This is a genomic window from Paenibacillus durus ATCC 35681 (assembly GCF_000993825.1).
GTDB classification, from domain to species: Bacteria; Bacillota; Bacilli; order Paenibacillales; family Paenibacillaceae; genus Paenibacillus_AQ; species Paenibacillus_AQ durus_B.
In genome coordinates this window covers 3,379,288-3,398,369 of sequence record NZ_CP011114.1, presented here as the reverse complement: position 1 = coordinate 3,398,369, position 19,082 = coordinate 3,379,288, and the positions used below count along the sequence as shown (strand labels likewise).

Sequence of the window (19,082 nt, the reverse complement as noted above, 5' to 3'; positions counted from 1 at the left end):
GATACAATAAGAATCCTTTTTGTGCGAGCATGGCGGCGGGGCTGCAGGCTCCTTCAGCCGGTTTTGCCTTACATGGATGGGGACAAGGCTTTTCCCCAATACTACTTTTAGGAGGTAACTGAAATTGGAGGACAACTTTCAAAGTGCCTATCAAGAGGAACAAGAGAGGCTGAACACGGCGCTCACGGAAATTGACCGGCAGCTGGAGACGCTAAAGAACACACCGGTGTACACAGGCAATGATTACACAGAGCAGATTCTGGAGGATGCGAGGGAGCAAAGACGCGGAAATCTGGCCAAGCTGCGGCAGGAGCCTTATTTCGGACGGCTGGACTTTGAAGAGAGCGGCGATGGGGCACGCAAGGCGCTCTATATCGGTAAAATCGGCGTAGACCGCGAGCAGGTCACCGACCGTCCGCTCGTCATTGATTGGCGCGCGCCGGTGGCGAGCCTGTTCTATTCGTTTACCGGGGGCACGGAGCCCGCTTCCTACGAATCCCCGGAAGGCGTTATCGAAGGGCTTGTTTATCTTAAGCGCAACGTCGTGATCCGCAAGCGGATTCTGGAACGTGTAGCGGACACTTACGACCGCGAGAGTGACGGCCCGGCGGTATCGGATGAATTTCTGGTCTACCGCTTGGGAGAGAACAAGGATAACCGGCTGAGGGATATCGTATCGACCATCCAGGAAGAGCAGGACCGCATTATCCGGGCGGCAAAAAATACAGCGCTCATCATCCAGGGCGTGGCCGGCAGCGGTAAGACGACAGTGGCGCTGCACCGGCTCGCTTTTTTGCTGTACCAATATAAAGAGCAGGTGTCGGCGGAGCGGATGATTATTTTTGCCCCGAACCGGATGTTCTTGGACTATATTTCCGATGTATTGCCCGAGCTTGGCGTTGGCAACATTCAGCAGAGTACCTTTGCCGACTGGGCGGGAGGCTTGCTGGGTTTGGAGCTGCCGCAAAATGACGCTATGGAAACGCTGAACCGCTGGTTCGAGGCGCCGGGCGGCATGCCGGAAATCACGGATGAGACTCCGGGACGCTTCAAGGGCGCGACGAAGCTGATGGCCATTATCGAAGACGCGGTGCGGCGGTTGGAATCGGGCTCGGTTCCCGAAGGAGATTTTATTCCGTGGGAGGGTGCGGTTCTGCCCCGCCGGACGATTCTCCGGTGGCATAATGAAGAATATGCTCCCTATCCGCCAGCCAAGCGTAAGGAACGGGTAATGGCCCGGATTCACCGCTGGATCGAAATGGAACTGAAAAAAAGCCCTTCCGCCGCAGCGCTGAAAGACCGGAAGAAAAAAGGGGCGCAGCGTGAGAAGGCATACGGCTCGAAATGGCCCAAATACGATCCGGTGACGATTTACAAGCAAATCTTCCGCGCCGTCAAGACGCCTGCGGATTGGCCGGCTGAAGCGCCCGAAGCCATTCCGGCAGCCGTGTTGAAGGAAACGCGCGGTCAACTCAAAAAGGGGATAGTGCTGGAGGAGGATTTGCCGCCGCTGCTCTATATTCATTACCTGCTGAACGGGGACGAGGGCGTGCAGAAATTCGACCATATCGTCATCGACGAGGCGCAGGATTTCTCGCCGTTCCAGATTGCAGTGCTTGATTTGTATGTGCGCGGCCACTCTTTTACCATTCTGGGTGATCTGTCGCAGGGCATCCATGCCTATAAAGGGGTACATGACTGGGACGAAATGCAGTCTCTGTTCGAGCCGGAGCACACGTCCTACCATGCGCTGACGCGCAGCTACCGGTCCACGATGGAAATTATCGATTTCGCAAATGGAATACTGTCGGCCGGTGTTCACAGTGAACTGCTGGCCGTCCCGGTATTCCGCAGCGGCAGCCCCGTACGTATGATTCAATACGGCGAGGAGCGGGTGGCCGACATTCAGGCCGCGCTTGCGGACCTGTCGGGGAGAGATTACCGGACGGTAGCGGTCTTGACCCGGACACTGGCGAATGCGTCGCATTTGTATGAGGTCCTGTCGGAGCATTTTGACGATATCCATCTGATCGACGGGGGGATCACGGAATACCAGGGGGGGCTCTCGGTGCTGCCGCTTTATTTGTCCAAGGGACTGGAGTTTGACGCCGTTATCGTTGCGGATGCCGACCTGGACTCCTACGGAGAAACGGCGTGGGACGCGAAGCTGCTGTATGTAGGCTCTACCCGGGCGCTGCATGAGCTGTGGCTGCTGCATAACGGCAGACTGCCGGGCTACTTGCGCCAAGCGGCGGAGGCTGTGGAGACGGCTCCCGGATGGCCGGACGTTCCGGGGGAATCCCATCGCAATTAAGCTGGCATTGAAGTTAGACCCCAAAATGGCCTCGCTCTCCACGTAATCGTGGATTTCGAGGTCATTTTGGGGTTATTCCCCTATAATACGAATACTTTTGGACAGCCTCTCTGCATCCGCACTTTTTCGGAACGCTGCCTGCATTTGGTTCCATCTGATTCAGCGTTAAGGAGCGGCGTCTTCGTGACCCGGATCGGACATCTTCAGATCCTGAAGTAATGACCCTGTTCAAGGTCCGGGATCAGTGCGGGGTTCACAGGCTGCCATCCCAAGCGTTCTTGAGTCATTGCGCTCGACGTCGGGTTGTCGGCCGACACGAAGGCGCTGAGAAAGCCGAAGTGGGCGTCTGCCTCTTCACGGGAAATGCTGACTACCGGCAGGTTCAAGTGGCGGCCGATGACGCCGGCGATTTCACGGAATGGCACACCCTCGTCGCTGGCTCCGTGCAGCCGCGATCCCGCCGGCGCGGCTTCCACGGCCAGCCGGAACAGGCGCGCCGCATCGAGGCGATGTACGGCCGGCCAGCGGTTTAACCCGTCGCCTACATAGGCCGAGACGCCCTTGTCGCGAGCGATATCGATAAGGGTCGGGACGAAGCCGTGATCGCCCTCGCCGTGCACGGACGGCGCAAGCCGCACGATCGATGATCGCACCCCGCGCTCAGCCAGCGCGAGCGCCGCGTTCTCCGACGCGCCCCGGGGTACTCCGGCGTTAGTCGCGTCCTCCTCCGTCCCGAGACGACCCGGCGGGAGCAACGATGTGAGCATCAATGTTCCCGAGGTGACCACGAACGGCTTGCCCGTGCCCTCGAGTGCTACGCCGATCGTCTCGACGGCCCGCAGATCAGCTGCGATCGCGCCGGCGTAGTCCGAGAAGTCGTGCTTGAAGGCCAGGTGAATGACGCCGTCCGCTTTGGCGGCGCCGCTGCGAAGACTGTCGAGGTCGTCGAGGGCTCCGCGAAGCACGTCGGCGCCAGCCGCTGTCAATCCTGCGGCGGCCGTGCCCGAGCGGGCAAGCCCGACGACCTGATGCCCTGCCTCGAGAAGCTCGCGGACAACTGCAGAGCCGATGAAGCCCGTTGCTCCTGTTACGAAAACACGCATACTTTTCTTTCCTCCCTTGGTTTATCAGGTTTAGGATGTTTAGGTACAGGATTGATTGTACAACGGGAAATTAATAAAGTAAACTAATTTTATTAAATTCGTTAATTTTATTAATTTTATAAATAGTTTGTGGTGCCTACGAATTCGATATAATATAATTTATGAGCATCGAAGGAGGCTTCAATTCGTGAGAAAACCCGTGAGCGTTGATAAATATATTGAAAAAATAAAACCTGTGATTAGAAAAACCAAATTCAGCCAACTAAAAATAGACGATATCGCAAAATATATGGATATTAGCAAAGTGACACTTTACAAGCATTTTTCATCCAAAGATGAAATCATTCAGCACGTTGTAGAGTATGCCATTAACTTCTTGCAAGAAGTTGATGCCGATGTAAAAGATGATTCCGTCTCATTTATCGAGCGCTTTCAAAAAACCTTTCTACAATCGTTGATATGTGTTATTTATTTATCTGATTTGTTCATACATGATCTCAAAGAATTTTATCCGCACCTTTTTGAAAAGCTTGCAGCTGCCCAACAAATTCGAAATAAAAATTTACAAACTTTTTTTGATTCCGGGATGGATCAGCAGATATTCAACAGCGTGAACGCTGTGCTGTTTATGGTTCAAGATGACGCTGTACTGCGGCGGATCATGGAACCATCTTTTTCTATTCAGTATGATGTGACCCTGAAACAAGCAATTTTTGATTATTATAAAATGAAACAGTATCAATTGCTTAAACCGGAATATCTAGATACGGTAGACGATTCCGCTATTGAAAAAGATATTGTTAGAATTTTACAAACCATCTCATAGCAAGGAGTGTAGATATGGATTTATTTTCTTTCGGGAATGAGGCCGGGGACGGCCGTCTGCTGGCGGACCGCATGCGTCCGGAGACTCTCGATGAATATATAGGCCAGGAGCATATTGTAGGCAAAGGAAAGCTGCTGCGCCGGGCGATTGAAGCCGATCAGGTTTCATCCATTCTGCTGTACGGGCCCCCTGGCTGCGGTAAAACGACGCTCGCCCACATTATCTCCCATCAAACGAAGGGAGAGTTTGTCCGGTTGAACGCCGTGGAGGCGACGGTCAAAGATGTAAGGGAAGTCATCGAACGGGCGCAGAACGCAAAAGCGCTGTACGGTACGAAGACAATCCTGTTTCTGGACGAGGTACACCGGTTCAACAGCTCCCGTCAGGACGCGCTCCTTCCGGCGGTGGAGAAGGGCACGATTATCTTCATCGGGGCGACGACGGAAAATCCGTTCCATTATGTGAACGGGGCTCTCATGAGCCGGTCCACACTGTTTCAGCTGGAGCCGCTGAACAAGGCGCACAGCTTGACCGCGATGCTGCGGGCGCTGGCAGACCGGGAAAAAGGGCTCGGCTTTATGGACCTTCAGGCAGATGAGGCCGCGCTGGACCATATCGCAACGATGGCGAACGGCGACATCCGCCGGGCGCTGAATGCGCTGGAGCTGGCCGCGCTGACGACGCCGCCAGACAACGGTGGAACCGTGCATGTGACGCTTGAGGTGGCGGAGGACTCCATCCGCCGGCCAACCGTCAAAGCGGACGAGTCCACGCAGTACGATGTGCTGTCCGCCTTTCACAAAAGCATTCGCGGCTCCAGCGACGCCGCCCTGTTCTGGTTCCTCTACGCCGTGGAGAAGCTCGGAATGGACCCGATTGTCTTCATCCGGCGTCTGATCGCGGCGGCCAGCGAGGATATCGGGCTGGCGAACCCGCAGGCGATGGTGCAGGCGGTCAGCGCACTGGAGGCGTACCGCAACAACGGCTGGCCGGAGGCGAAGCTCAATATCGCCCAGGCGATTCTGTTCGCGGTCGAGAGCCCGAAGTCCAACGCCGTGTACATGGCGATTTCCAGAGCGATGTCGGCGATCGGCGAGCTGAAGTCAGCCGAAGTCCCGCTGCATTTGCGGGATACGCATTATAAGGGCTCAGCGCAGTTGGGGCATGGCGGGTACAAGTATCCGCATGATTTTCCCGGCCATTACGTCAAGCAGGAGTACCTGCCGGGGGCGATCTCGCGCCGGGTCTTTTACCAGGCGACCGAGCAGGGCAACGAAGTGAAGATCCGCCATAACCAGGCGCTGCGCCGGGAACAGTGAGGAAGCGTCCGATAGCCAGATTTTAAGGCAGAAAAAAGAGCCCTTGCCGGCGCGCTGTTAAGCACGCTCTGACAAAGGCTTGGTCTTTAAAGGCTTCCCCCGGCGAAGCGCATTGCTTCCCCGTTCAAACGAGCGGGTTACTGCGGCTGCGGCACAACCTTCTCGGCGTATTCGATGATTCCGCCGCCAAGGCAGACCTCGCCATCATAGAAGACGACGGCCTGTCCGGGCGTAATCGCCTTCTGCGGTGTATCGAAGGCGACATGGAAAGTGCCGTCTTCGCGTTTCGTCAGCGTAACGCCCTGATCCGGCTGGCGGTACCGGAACTTCGCCGTGCAGCGCAGCGGCTCACTTCCAGGGCCGCGCCCGTCGATCCAGTTCACGCCGGAAGCGACAAGGCCCGTGGAGTACAAGCTGGGGTGCTTGTCTCCCTGGACGACATACAGAATGTTGCGGCTGAGGTCTTTATCCGCCACGAACCACGGCTCGCCTGTACCCGAGCCGCCGATGCCCAGGCCCTGACGCTGGCCGAGCGTGTAGTACATCAGCCCGTCGTGGCGCCCTTTGATCTCGCCGGTGGCGATATCCACCATGTCGCCGGATTTGGCCGGCAGGTACTGGCTCAAGAATTCGCGGAAATTGCGTTCGCCGATGAAGCAGACGCCGGTGCTGTCCTTCTTCTTCGCCGTATACAGTCCGGCCTCTTCGGCGATCCGGCGAACCTCCGGCTTCGGCAAATGGCCGATCGGGAACATGGCTTTGGACAGCTGCTGCTGATTCAATGCGTTCAGGAAATACGTCTGATCCTTGTTGCCGTCCACCCCGCGGAGCAGCTTGAACTCGCCGTCTTCTTCCACGACGCGCGCGTAATGTCCGGTAGCCACATAATCCGCGCCGAGCTGAAGCGCCTTGTTCAGGAATTCGCCGAACTTGATCTCCCGGTTGCACATAACGTCCGGGTTAGGCGTGCGCCCGGCCTTATATTCATCGAGAAAATATTTGAACACTTTATCGAAGTATTCTTTCTCGAAGTTTACGGTATAGTAAGGAATGTCGATCTGCTCGCATACGCGGCGCACATCTTCCGCATCGGCTTCAGCCGTGCAGACGCCGGACTCGTCGGTGTCATCCCAGTTCTTCATAAAGATGCCGATGACGTCATAGCCTTGCTGCTTCAGCAGAAGGGCCGTAACGGAGGAGTCCACTCCGCCAGACATGCCGACAACGACGCGGGTATTTTCAATAGCTTTTGCCACGCTAGATCACCTTCTTTTTTGTTAGATTGATAATGCTTTAACGGTCGAACCGGAAATAGTCAGCGGATAAAACAGGCCGCTTATATGTCTTTGTATCATCACTGTCCGCCATGGAAGAACACATCTGTAAAAAAAATTACGTTTTGTGTTTCAAATACGTCTGCGGATATGATAACATAAACTCAAGAGCAGTCATCGGAATACGCTGATTTATCTTATTGTTTTGACCAACTATTAATTATACTATACCCAGCTATTACATTGAAAGAGGTGCCCCTTTGAAAATATCGACTAAAGGCCGATACGGATTAACCATCATGATGGAGCTCGCCGTCAGGTTTGGCGAAGGTCCTACATCTTTGAAGAGCATTGCCGAAAAAAACGGATTATCCGAGCATTATCTGGAGCAGCTGATCGCTCCCCTGCGCAACGCAGGCCTCGTCAAGAGCATACGCGGCGCCTATGGCGGCTATATTTTATCTCGCGAAGCTTCCGATATTACTGCCGGAGATATTATCCGCGTGCTGGAAGGTCCGATCTCTCCTGTGGACTTCACGGAAGAAGACGACCCGGCGAAGCGCGACCTGTGGCTGCGTATCCGCGACAGCATCGCCGATGTGCTGGACTCCACAACTCTGGCGGATCTGATTTCCTTCAAGGAAGAAACGCATACAGATAATTACATGTTTTACATTTAGTTGTTATTTTAACTGTACACCTGAAAAACGTTAGTATATCAACGATTAAAGCCTCCTTATGGGGGCTTTAATTATTTTTATTATGAAGAAAATAACATAACAAATCACATTTCCTGCAAAGTGCTTAGCTTGAATACATCGGAATAATACTTTCTGATCTTCTGGTCTGCATTTTCCTGCTCTTCTGAGTGACATCCGTGTAAATCTTCAATGTTGTCTTTTCGTCTTCATGACGGGCGTTTTAATTTTACCCTTGGGTTCCGCGGTGATCGGCTCCGGTAGTAGTTGGATATCTACCAGCGGAGGTACATTTTGTGATATCTAATTGCAATTTCCATCTCATTAGGCTGATAATAAAAGGCGTTAGTAGTATTTTCCAAAGGGGATGGAAATTTGAAGAAAGCTATGATCTATTTCATCGGCATCCTGCTGCTTATGGTCGCGTTCAGCCTGCTGATCTATCCGACACCGTACAGGTATCTGCAATATCTAAATGCTGGATCTATTACACCTTTGAAGGTCAACGTCATCACCGGAAAAACGATGCAGTTTACCCCAACAGACGGTTGGACAGAAGTTAAAAACAAGAAGTGAGTCCTCTTTGGAGGACTCAGCCTGTTGAGAAACCTCAACAGGCTGAGCTTGTTTATACAGGTTCTTTTTCCCCTAGCTCAATTTAGCAATACTATCCCGAATCTGAAGCTGGTGCGATACGGACCAATGGTAAGCGGATAGCTCCTCTCCTTTTATGAGCTTAATGAGATTCCGTGCAGCGACCATACCAAGTTCGGATGCCGAATACCGGACCGTTGACAGCTTTGGCCGAATGATCACAGTCATATCAATGTCGTCAAAGCCGAAGAAGGAGACTTGTTCCGGAACCTTCACCCCGATCTCCGCCAGAAAGTTCATCGCGCCAATAGCTATCCGGTCGGTAGCGCAGAATACGGCAGTCGGCAAAGGTCCTGAGTCGTAAAGCTTCCGCATGGAAGCTGCGCCTTCCTCTACCGAAATCGCGCTCTCCAATATCCGTTCGGCACGGACGGGCAGATGAGCGGCCTTTAATGCCTGTTCATAGCCCTGAAACCGGTGGTTGCCTGCCGAGATATCGCCTTTTGCACCCCGCAGCATGGCAATGTCGCGGTGACCTTGCTGTATGAGATACGTTACCGCCTCAAAGGCGGCCGACACGTTGTCCACATGGACGGAAGGAATGGATTTCTCGCGATAATCCCGGCCAACCAGAAGACAAGGGATTTTCGAAGCCTCAATGAGCTCGAACAGAGAATCCCGGATACCGCTCGCGGATACAATGATCCCGCTGGCCTGCATTTCCCGGAACAGGTTATAGTAGTGAAGCTCGCTTTCCTCTTTTCCTCCCGATAACGCGATCATAACGTCATAGCCATATAACCGGGCTACTTGATTAATCCCTTCAACCATATCGTCCAATACATTATTTTTAATTTCCGGAAGCAGTACGCCTATTAGCGAAGTGTTATTCTTTACCAGCGTTCTGGCGATGGCATTTGGGCGGAACTGAGTGGCCTCCAGCACATCCAGTACACGCTGGCGAATGTCGCTGCCAACCGTTGGGCTGTTATTGATCACCCGGGATACTGTGGCGATGGAGACATTGGCCATCCGGGCAACGTCCTTAATGGTAATTTTCATAAGCATTTACCGACTTTCCTGCATAGGATAAGGAGACATGCACTTCAGAAAAGGTTTTCTGAAAGTAAATTCATTATATCAATTTTGTCTAAATACGCAATTTATTCGTAAATTCTGAAGGTAAGGATTAGCCGGAATGGGTTAAGAAAGCGCTTGACCAAGGATGTGGAGGAGAGTATAATCGTTTCCAGAAAACGTTTTCTAACAAACCACCTTTATTTTGCTCTGTAATAACCTTTTTACTTTTGTTGTTCCGTTTGAATGCGCTTAAATCCAGGGTTTTTGAAGTCAAATCAGAAAACGTTTTCTGAGGAGAGAAATCTTAAAGAAAATATCGGTGAAAAGAGGATGAGGAACCTATGAGCAATTTGCTTGTAAAAAGAGAAGAAGCTCTACTGGAAGCGACCCCGAACATCACTTTGAAAGAGAAGATCGGGTACGGTTTTGGAGATTTTGCCAGTCAACTTCTATTTGCCGCCGCAATGACTTTTCTATCCTACTTCTACACGGATGTAATCGGGATCAATGCCGGTATTATCGGTACATTGATGCTCGTGACGCGTATACTGGACGCTTTTGTTGATGTAGGAGTAGGCGCCTTGGTTGATAAAACGAAAAGCAGGCACGGCAAGGCTCGCCCCTGGCTGCTCTGGATGTCCGGCCCGTTTGCTCTTTCAGGAATTCTCTTGTTTACTGTTCCGAATGCCAATGGGGCGCTCACAATTGTATACGTTTACTTCACCTATATATTGATGAATTTCATTTATTCAAGCATTAATGTCCCGTACGGAGTCCTAAATTCCATGATGACTCAAGATGCTTACCAACGCTCCATGCTGAATATTTTCCGCATGACCCTGGCTACGATGGGCGCGTTGCTTATCAACTATTTTACACTGCCGCTGGTGAAAGCGTTTGGCGGCGGTCAACAAGGCTGGGTGATCTCTTTCGTCCTCTTCGGATTGCTGGGCACCTTTTTCTTCCTCGTTACTTTCTTTAGCACCAAGGAAACGGTTACGCCGTCTGTTGTACAAAAGCAGATCCCATTCAAGCGTGCCTTTGGCGCGCTGCTTCGCAACAAGTACTGGAAGCTGATTCTTGGATTTGCCGTCGTTTATTTTATCAATAACTCCATCGGTACAGGCATGAATGTATACTATGCCCGTTATGTCCTGCATGATGCCGACCTGGTCGGGGTATTGGGATTATCCTTGCTCGCTCCTTCTCTGCTTGGTTATGTGATCCTGTCGCCCATTGTCAAACGGATCGGCAAACGTAATTCATCTATTATTGGAAGTCTTTTATTAATCCTGGGTTCGCTTGTCATTGCAGTGAGTCCGGCTAACCTCGCGGTTGTCTGCTCCGGACTGATCATCAAAGCGCTTGGCCATGCTGCCATTCTTGGTACTTTCTTCGCGATGTTGGCTGATACGATTGAATATGGCGAATGGAAGACCGGGATGCGGACCGAAGGGCTGGTATACAGCGCGGGAAGCTTTGGAACGAAGGCGGGAGGCGGACTCGGGGCCGCTTTTATCGGCTGGGGCTTGGCTGTTGGAGGATATGTTGGCGGTCAGGCTTCCATCAGCGCACTCGCTCTGGCGTCGATTCACTTCATGTTCATTTATTTCCCGATCATTTTGGCCGTTCTGCAAATCGTATTCCTGGCTTTTTATAAACTGGATAAGATCTTTCCGGGTATTGTAGAAGAATTGCAGGTTGTAAAATCTTTAAATTAATGGAGGCGTGCGAAATGGAGAAAAAATGGTGGAAAGAAGCGGTGTTTTATCAAATTTACCCTCGGAGTTTTCAGGACAGCAATGGAGACGGGATTGGCGACCTCAAAGGCATCACGTCACGGCTGGATTATCTGCAGCAGCTCGGAATTGATGTGATCTGGTTGTCCCCGGTCTATCAATCCCCCAATGATGACAACGGATATGATATTTCCGGCTATCGGAATATTATGAATGAGTTCGGGACCATGGCCGATTTCGATGAAATGCTGGATGCGGCGCATGAACGCAGCATTAAAATCATGATGGACCTTGTGGTCAACCACTCTTCGGATGAGCATGCCTGGTTTATGGAATCCCGTTCATCCAAGGACAGCCCTTATCGGGATTACTACGTCTGGAGGCCGTCCAAAGACGGGAAGGAGCCGAACAATTGGGGATCATTCTTTGGAGGTTCGGCATGGGAATGGGATCAGGAGACCGGGGAATATTATTTGCACCTGTTCAGCAAGAAACAGCCGGATTTGAACTGGGAGAATCCAATACTCCGGAATGAAATCTACGAGATGATGTCCTGGTGGCTGGATAAGGGAGTGGACGGGTTCCGCATGGACGTGATCAATTTTATTTCCAAGGTTCCGGATCTTCCGGACGGAGAAATTCCCAAGGGACTGGTGTATGGAAACGGTGCGCCCTATTTCGTGAACGGTCCGCGAATCCATGAATTTTTGCAGGAAATGAATTCCCGTGTGCTGTTCCGGTATGATCTGGTGACTGTAGGCGAGATGCCTGGTGTGGGCGTTGAAGAAGCCAAGCTTTATACCGGAGATCACCGGAACGAGCTGAACATGGTGTTTCATTTCGATCATGTCAATTTGGGATATGGGGAGTATGGACGCTGGTCTGTTGGGGAGTGGAAGCTGACCGAGCTTAAAACGATTTTCAGCAAATGGCAGTACGGACTGGAAGAGAGCGGGTGGAACAGTCTTTACTGGAGCAACCATGACCAACCGCGGGCGGTGTCCAATTTCGGCAACGATAGCGAGGAGTACCGGGCTATTTCCGCCAAAATGTTGGCCGTATGCCTGCATATGCTGAAAGGCAGCCCCTATATTTACCAGGGCGAGGAGTTGGGAATGACCAACGTCCATTTTGAACAAATTGACGCCTATAAAGACATTGAGACGGTTAATGCTTACCGTGATTTTTGTGATACCGGGTTGATTGCGCCTGACGTTATGCTAAGCGCCATTCACCGGAGAAGCCGGGATAACGCGCGTACCCCAATGCAGTGGAATGGGACGCCGCATGGCGGCTTTACAACCGGTACCCCATGGATCGAGGTGAATCCGAATTATACGGCGATCAACGCCGAGAATGTTTTGGCCGATCCCGATTCGATATATTACTTCTACCGGAAGCTGATACAGCTGCGTAAAGAAAATGAGATTATGGTGTACGGCAAATATGACCTGATTCTTGACGAGCATGAGGAGATTTATGCTTATACCCGAACATGGAATGATGAGAAGTGGCTGGTAATCTGTAATTTCAGCGAAAGCACCCCCATATTTCAATTGCCCGAATCCCTTGCCTCTTATGCTTCAGCCGAATGGGTGATCGGAAATTATGCTGAAAGCGTTAGAAATATCGCCTCTTTTAAGCTGCAGCCTTACGAGGCTCTGGTCTTCTCGTTAAAGAAGTAGTCTCTAAATATGCTGCATTTATTTTTAATGAAGACCGGAAGGCCGCTGGATTTGGGTGCGGCTCTTGCCGGTCTTTGTGTTTTGCGGTATGCTCTCATAGCGTGGTCACAAGGTTGTATTTATTTTGTTAATTCATGGTAACCTATGAGCATGCTGAATGATATACAATTTATCGGACAGACTTAGAGTTAAGGATAGGGAGTTCTATATATGAAGCCAATTTATTTGGACCATGCCGCCTCGACGCCGGTTCACCCGGAGGTGGCGGAAGTCATGATGAAGATAATGACCGGGCAGTTTGGCAATGCCTCCAGCGTACACGCGTTCGGGCGCTCTGCCAAGAAGATAGTTAGCGGAGCGCGCGATGCGATCAGCTCCACTTTAGGCTGCTCCTCGGATGAATGGGTATTCTCCGGCGGGGGCACAGAGAGCGACAATCTGGCGCTGTTCGGCGCAGCCCATTCCCGCAAAGGCGGCCATATTATCACAACGGCTATCGAGCATCACGCCGTCCTGCATGCCTGCGAGGAGCTGGAGAAGGAAGGCTATTCCGTAACTTACCTTCCAGTGGATCAGACGGGCCGGGTTTCGCTAAAAGATCTCGAAGCGGCGCTTCGGGACGACACGTTCCTAATCAGCGTTATGTTTGCCAATAATGAAGTAGGTACGATTCAGCCGATTGAAGAGATTGGCAGACTAGCTAGAGAGAAAGAAATTTTATTCCATGTCGACGCCGTTCAGGCACTGGGTTCCATCCCGATTTCGCTGTCAGACCTGCCTGTGGACTATATGAGCTTCACCGCACATAAAATTAACGGGCCCCAGGGGATCGGCGGACTCTATGTCCGGCGCGGCGCGCCGCTTCATCCCCGGCTGTACGGAGGCTTGCAGGAACGGGGGCGCCGGGCGGGAACGGAGAATTTGGCCGGCGCAGCCGGATTTGCCAAAGCGGTCGAACTCGCCGTAAAGGGCCGTGAAGTCAGAAATGAAGAAGCGTTGGCGCTGCGGAATCGTCTGCTTGAGGGACTGGATCAGGGGATTGGGCGGGACTCCTATAAGATTAACGGGAATGCCGAACACGGTCTGACGCATATTACGAATATCAGCTTTCCCGGCGTCCGCACGGACGTCATGCTGATGAATCTCGATATGGAGGGCATTGCGGCTTCAAGCGGATCGGCCTGTACCTCGGGCTCCCTCGAAATTTCCCATGTGCTGAAGGCAATGAACCTTGCGGACGATCAATTAAGCTCGGCGGTTCGATTCAGCACCGGCTTGGGTAATACTTCTGAAGAAATGGAACTTGTTGCCCGGAAAATTGAAACCATTTTGAATCGGCTGCGTAATAAAGGATAGAGCCTTTTATCGCCGCGCGAGGTTTCCCTTTTTAGTTCAGGAGCTTTTGGCGGCCCATGCAGCCTGCCGGAATTCTCTAGACTTCATGATAACGAGGAGATTGCGGCCATGAGACTTCAGGATTTTATCGGTCTGAATGTGTTTGGAGTCGATGAAGGCAAGGAAGTTGGCAAAATTGTCGACTGTATTTTAGATTCAAACTGGAACATTACGGGTATTGAACTGGAAAGCAAATCTTTTTTCGGCAGTCATGTGAAAGTTGTGGCATGGGAAGACATTGTCGCCTACGGCGAGGATGCCGTGATGATACAGAATGAGGAGTCTATCCGAAAGGTGGACGCCGGCAGCATACCCCATTCCTTTCTGGAGGGTAAGAACAAATTGAAAGACATGCAGGTCGTGACGGAGACCGGAACGATTCTTGGTAAAGTGTCCGATGTTTATTTTGACCAAAAGTTGGGAAACACAATAGTAGCCCTGGAAATTAGCGACGGGCTTGTGACTGATTTGATGGAAGGTCGTAAATGGCTGCCTTGCATACCGGGAATGTCCATTGGAGAGAATGCAGTGGTGGTTCCGGCACTCAGCGAAGAACGATTAGAAAAAAATATTAACATTGTGAACGGATAGGTGGAATGATGTATGAAGTGTCCAAATTGCGGGTCCAAGGATATCGGTAAGATTGGTTCCCATCAATTTTATTGCTGGGGATGTTTCATTGAACTGACAGTCAACGGCGAGAAAATGTCGGTTTATCAGGTTGAAGAAGACGGCACGCTCAGTTCACTGGACGATCTGTTCTTCGGAGAAGAGATAGCGCAGGAGTTCCCGCACATTCACGCCACTTCCTGAGGCAGGCTTAAACGCTTGTCTCAAGAAGCGGTTACATAAGATTAATCGGCGTCCAATCTCCTTGCTGCGGGTACTGCGGCAGGGATGTTGGGCGTTTTTATTTAAATAGGTTATGATGCAGGTTTCCGAAACGGCGGTTATTTTGCGGCGGACAGACATATACTTATTTAACAAGCTAGTCCAGTTTGCCGCAGGAGGTAACGCCATGGAGCAATGGTCCGGGAATAAATGGTTTCGCTGGATGGTCGGGGTGCTTCTGGCTCTGATCATTTTGTATTTCGTCTGGCTGCTTCATCCGATGCTGCAGCATATATTCAGCTTTTTGAAAGCGGTGCTGGCCCCTTTCTTGGCCGCTATGATCATATCGTACGTGCTTAACCCGGTGGTCAGTATGCTGGCCGGCCGCAAAGTGCCCCGTGGAGCAGCCGTTCTACTGATTTATGCCGTATTTTTGACCACGATTGCCGTCATTGCCGTCAACCTCGTTCCGATGCTGATTAAGCAGCTCGAGGAGCTTAACGAGCATTTGCCGGAGATGACGCTGAGAGCGCAGGGGCTGATGCACAGCATGAATACCCGTCTGATCCCGCCCGGAGTGGAAATGGGACTTAACAACTGGTTTTTCCAATTGGAGAACCGGCTTGCCGCAGGAATTTCGCATTTTCTGGACCATATCGGCACCACGATCGGCGTGCTGTTCGACGCTTTTATCGTTCCATTTTTGGTGTTCTATATTTTAAAAGATTTCGATGTGTTTGAACGGATGCTTGTGTCCTGTCTCCCGCGCTCCCGCCGCAAATCCATTGTGACGATGTTAAAAGATATCGATGATGCGCTCGGCAATTACATCCGCGGCCAGTTCCTGGTCAGTCTGATTCTCGGCATACTCGCTTATATCGGCTACGCGTTAATCGGAATGCCGTATGCGCTGCTGTTCGCGAGCGTAGTGGCCATATTTGAACTCGTTCCATATTTGGGTCCTTTTCTCGGCGCGGCTCCCGCGATTGTGATGGCGTCGACCATATCGTTCCGGCTGGTGATGCTTGTCGTTGTGGTGAACACGATATGCCAAATGCTGGAGGGCAATGTGATTTCGCCGCAGGTTGTCGGCCGGACGCTGCATCTGCATCCGCTGCTCATTATTTTTGCGCTCTTGGTAGGCGGCGAGCTTGCCGGTATTGTCGGACTGATTCTGGCAGTACCCTGCTTCGCGGCGGGAAAGGTTGTCCTTCAGCATGTGATCACCTATTATATGAAGCGAAAACCGGTATGACAGAATGCGCATTGACTGAGGAGGCCGGTATTGTATATAATGTTGTGGAAAATGAACTTCAAATGATTCAAGGATGAGGAGCATTAATTTCGGATGCGTCATGCAGAGAGCCGGTGTTGTTGGTGAGAGCCGGTTGACGACAGCGAAATGAACTCGCCTCGGAGAAACGGCGCAAGCCGCTGGGCGTCTTTCGGACCGCAAGAGCAGTTCTCTTTTAACCGAAGATGAGTCCAAGCGTTAACCGCCGTCGGCCCGCCCCCGTTACAGGGTGTAGAGTGAGCAAGGCCGGGCAAAGAATGTCCGCCTGCTAACTAGGGTGGTACCACGGGAATTCAGCCTCTCGTCCCTAGCGTTTTTACGCTATGGATGGGAGGCTTTTTTGGAGGTTTGCAGCAATTCAAGGAGGAATAGGAAATGAGCGACAGCAAGGGAAATACAACCGCACAAGGTTACCGGGCGCAGGTACTGGAACCGAAATGGCAGAAGTATTGGGAAGAAAATCATACCTTCAAGACCGGTGAGGAAGCGGGCAAGCCGAAATTTTACGCGCTCGACATGTTCCCGTACCCTTCGGGAGCCGGGCTGCATGTAGGCCATCCGGAAGGCTATACGGCGACGGATATCGTCTCCCGCTACAAGCGGATGCGCGGATATAATGTGCTTCACCCGATGGGCTGGGATGCCTTCGGTCTGCCTGCCGAGCAGCATGCGCTGGATACGGGGCAACATCCGCGTGATATCACGATCAAGAACGTCAATAATTTCCGCCGCCAGATCAAATCGCTGGGCTTCTCCTATGACTGGGACCGCGAGATCAGTACGACGGACCCCGAATACTATAAATGGACGCAGTGGATCTTCATCCAGCTGTACAAGCGCGGCTTGGCTTACGTCGCTGAAGTGCCGGTGAATTGGTGTGAGGCGCTTGGCACCGTACTGTCCAACGAAGAAGTCATCGACGGCAAAAGCGAGCGCGGAGGACATCCCGTCATCCGCAGACCGATGCGCCAGTGGATTCTGAAGATTACCGAATACGCCGAGCGTCTTCTGGAAGATCTGGAAGAGCTGGACTGGTCCGAGAGTATCAAGGACATGCAGCGCAACTGGATCGGCAAATCGAAGGGCGCCGAAGTTACCTTCGGCATCGACGGTCATGAGGCTAATCTGACCGTATTTACAACCCGGCCCGATACCCTGTTCGGGGCAAGCTATTGCGTGCTCGCGCCCGAGCACGAGCTAGTGGCGTCGATTACGACAGACGCCCAGCGCTTGGCCGTGGAGGAATATCAGACACTGGCTGCGCGCAAGAGCGATTTGGAACGGACCGATCTTGCGAAGGAGAAGACCGGCGTGTTTACCGGCGCTTATGCGGTCAATCCGGTAAACGGCGCCAAACTGCCGATCTGGATCGCGGACTACGTCCTGGCCGGGTACGGAACTGGGGCGATCATGGCCGTTCCCGGACATGACACCCGCGACTGGGAGTTCGCCAAGCAGTTCGGACTCCATATCATCGAGGTTGTCCAAGGGGGCAATGTCGACGAGGAAGCCTACGCCGGCGACGGCCCGCATGTCAATTCCGATTTCCTGAACGGGCTGGACAATACGGCGGCCATCGCCGCCATGATCTCCTGGCTTGAGGAAAAAGGATTCGGCAAGGGCAAGGTCACCTACCGCCTGCGCGATTGGCTGTTCAGCCGCCAGCGCTATTGGGGCGAGCCGATCCCGATTCTCCATCTGGAAGACGGCACGATGAAGACGGTCCCGGAAGACCAGCTTCCGCTCTTGCTGCCGGACGTGGACGCGATCAAGCCTTCGGGCACGGGCGAATCGCCGCTGGCTAACGTGACGGACTGGGTCGAGACGGTCGATCCGGAGACCGGGATGAAAGCCCGCCGCGAGACGAACACAATGCCGCAGTGGGCCGGCAGCTGCTGGTACTACCTGCGTTACATTGATCCGCGTAACGACAAGGAGCTGTGTTCTCCCGAGAAGCAGAAGGAATGGCTGCCGGTCGATCTGTATATCGGCGGCGCCGAGCATGCGGTGCTTCATCTGCTGTATGCCCGCTTCTGGCATAAGGTGCTGTATGATCTTGGCGTTGTAAACACGAAGGAGCCGTTCTACAAGCTGGTCAACCAGGGCATGATTCTCGGCACCAACAACGAGAAGATGAGTAAATCGCGCGGCAATGTCATCAATCCGGATGAGATTGTAGGCGAATTCGGCGCGGACACGCTGCGCGTGTACGAAATGTTCATGGGTCCGCTGGAAGCGACCAAGCCGTGGAGCGCGAACGGCGTGGAAGGCATTCACCGCTTCCTCTCGCGCGTATGGCGCCTGTTCGTAAGCGAAGACGGCAGCCTGAGCGCCAAAATTACAGAGGACGGCGGCACCGAAGAATTCAAGCGCACCTGGCATAAGACGATCAAGAAAGTGACCGATGATCTTGAGAATCTGCGCTTTAATACGGCGATCAGCCAGCTGATGATCTTTATCAACGACGCCTACAAGCAGGAGACGCTGCCGCGCCGGGCGATGGAGAATTTCACGCAGATGCTGTCGCCGCTTGCTCCCCATCTTGCCGAAGAAATGTGGCAGATGCTCGGACACGAAGGCACCATCACTTATGTGGAGTGGCCGGCTTACGACGAGGCGCTGACTGTGGACGCCGAGGTGGAAATCGTGGTTCAGGTGAACGGCAAAATCGTTCAGCGCAGCCTGATCCCGCAGGGTATGGGACAAGAGGAGATGCAGGCGCACGCGCTGGCTCTTCCGAATGTGAGCGCGGCAATAGAAGGCAAGACCGTCCGCAAAGTCATTGCGGTTCCGGGCAAGCTGGTCAATATCGTAGCGGGTTAGCGAAGAACGCCAAACCCCGCGGCGGGAGTGTATCCTGCTGCGGGGTTTTTGCGTCTTCGCGGGTGTTACGACGGGATATCCCGGTCAAGTCCTTACCGCAAGAGGCG

Annotated in this window: 15 protein-coding genes and 1 other annotated feature; of the genes, 12 read left to right on the top strand and 3 right to left on the bottom strand. The window is 52.5% G+C overall.

Annotation, left to right across the window (positions count from 1 at the left end):
* Window positions 1–124 precede the first annotated feature (124 nt).
* Entirely contained in the window at window positions 125–2,314 is a 2,190-nt protein-coding gene (locus VK70_RS15685; protein ID WP_025694775.1) for a HelD family protein, read from the top strand.
* A 203-nt stretch (window positions 2,315–2,517) separates the two neighbouring features.
* Here the strand turns inward: VK70_RS15685 and VK70_RS15680 are convergent, their stop codons facing one another.
* Complete coding sequence (locus tag VK70_RS15680; RefSeq protein ID WP_046723491.1) at window positions 2,518–3,417, bottom strand: SDR family oxidoreductase; 900 nt, start codon at window positions 3,415–3,417, stop codon at window positions 2,518–2,520.
* 187 nt (window positions 3,418–3,604) lie between these two features.
* Between VK70_RS15680 and VK70_RS15675 the strand changes: the two genes are divergently transcribed.
* Window positions 3,605–4,243 carry a TetR/AcrR family transcriptional regulator gene (locus VK70_RS15675; protein WP_025695303.1) on the top strand — a complete coding sequence of 213 codons (639 nt, stop codon included), beginning with the start codon at window positions 3,605–3,607 and terminating at the stop codon, window positions 4,241–4,243.
* 14 nt (window positions 4,244–4,257) lie between these two features.
* The gene (locus tag VK70_RS15670; RefSeq protein WP_025695304.1) at window positions 4,258–5,562 is read left to right on the top strand and encodes a replication-associated recombination protein A; all 1,305 of its coding nucleotides are present in this window, start codon (window positions 4,258–4,260) and stop codon (window positions 5,560–5,562) included.
* Between the two features lie 137 nt (window positions 5,563–5,699).
* On the opposite strand, the gene mnmA is transcribed toward VK70_RS15670, so the two are convergent.
* The gene (mnmA, locus tag VK70_RS15665) at window positions 5,700–6,818 is read right to left on the bottom strand and encodes a tRNA 2-thiouridine(34) synthase MnmA (protein ID WP_144415247.1); all 1,119 of its coding nucleotides are present in this window, start codon (window positions 6,816–6,818) and stop codon (window positions 5,700–5,702) included.
* A 278-nt stretch (window positions 6,819–7,096) separates the two neighbouring features.
* On the opposite strand from mnmA, the gene cymR reads away from it, so the two are divergent.
* Both cymR and VK70_RS15655 read left to right on the top strand, forming a co-directional pair.
* Window positions 7,097–7,516: a cysteine metabolism transcriptional regulator CymR gene (gene cymR / locus VK70_RS15660; protein WP_025696081.1), complete on the top strand. Its 420-nt coding sequence runs from the start codon at window positions 7,097–7,099 to the stop codon at window positions 7,514–7,516.
* Window positions 7,517–7,909: 393 nt separating this feature from the next.
* Window positions 7,910–8,110 carry a hypothetical protein gene (locus tag VK70_RS15655; RefSeq protein ID WP_025696083.1) on the top strand — a complete coding sequence of 67 codons (201 nt, stop codon included), beginning with the start codon at window positions 7,910–7,912 and terminating at the stop codon, window positions 8,108–8,110.
* 72 nt (window positions 8,111–8,182) lie between these two features.
* On the opposite strand, the gene VK70_RS15650 is transcribed toward VK70_RS15655, so the two are convergent.
* Window positions 8,183–9,190, bottom strand: a complete 1,008-nt coding sequence (locus VK70_RS15650; protein ID WP_081754886.1) for a LacI family DNA-binding transcriptional regulator — start codon at window positions 9,188–9,190, stop codon at window positions 8,183–8,185.
* Between the two features lie 359 nt (window positions 9,191–9,549).
* Here VK70_RS15650 and VK70_RS15645 point away from each other — a divergent pair, with 359 nt between their 5' ends.
* The 7 genes from VK70_RS15645 to leuS all read left to right on the top strand — a co-directional run bounded on the left by VK70_RS15645 (window position 9,550) and on the right by leuS (window position 18,975).
* Window positions 9,550–10,929 carry an MFS transporter gene (locus tag VK70_RS15645; RefSeq protein ID WP_046723489.1) on the top strand — a complete coding sequence of 460 codons (1,380 nt, stop codon included), beginning with the start codon at window positions 9,550–9,552 and terminating at the stop codon, window positions 10,927–10,929.
* 14 nt (window positions 10,930–10,943) lie between these two features.
* Window positions 10,944–12,632, top strand: coding sequence for a glycoside hydrolase family 13 protein (locus VK70_RS15640; RefSeq protein ID WP_025696087.1), 1,689 nt, complete (start codon window positions 10,944–10,946; stop codon window positions 12,630–12,632).
* A gap of 210 nt (window positions 12,633–12,842) precedes the next feature.
* On the top strand, window positions 12,843–13,988 hold the full coding sequence (locus VK70_RS15635) for a cysteine desulfurase family protein (RefSeq protein WP_025696088.1): 1,146 nt from the start codon (window positions 12,843–12,845) through the stop codon (window positions 13,986–13,988).
* Window positions 13,989–14,096: 108 nt separating this feature from the next.
* A complete protein-coding gene (locus tag VK70_RS15630) occupies window positions 14,097–14,618 on the top strand; it encodes a PRC-barrel domain-containing protein (RefSeq protein ID WP_025696089.1) in 522 nt (173 codons plus the stop codon).
* Window positions 14,619–14,630: 12 nt separating this feature from the next.
* Entirely contained in the window at window positions 14,631–14,840 is a 210-nt protein-coding gene (locus tag VK70_RS15625) for a hypothetical protein (protein ID WP_025696091.1), read from the top strand.
* Window positions 14,841–15,045: 205 nt separating this feature from the next.
* Window positions 15,046–16,113, top strand: a complete 1,068-nt coding sequence (locus tag VK70_RS15620) for an AI-2E family transporter (protein ID WP_025696093.1) — start codon at window positions 15,046–15,048, stop codon at window positions 16,111–16,113.
* 61 nt (window positions 16,114–16,174) lie between these two features.
* Window positions 16,175–16,464, top strand: a binding site (T-box leader).
* Between the two features lie 63 nt (window positions 16,465–16,527).
* The gene (gene leuS, locus VK70_RS15615) at window positions 16,528–18,975 is read left to right on the top strand and encodes a leucine--tRNA ligase (RefSeq protein ID WP_046723486.1); all 2,448 of its coding nucleotides are present in this window, start codon (window positions 16,528–16,530) and stop codon (window positions 18,973–18,975) included.
* Window positions 18,976–19,082: the final 107 nt, after the last annotated feature.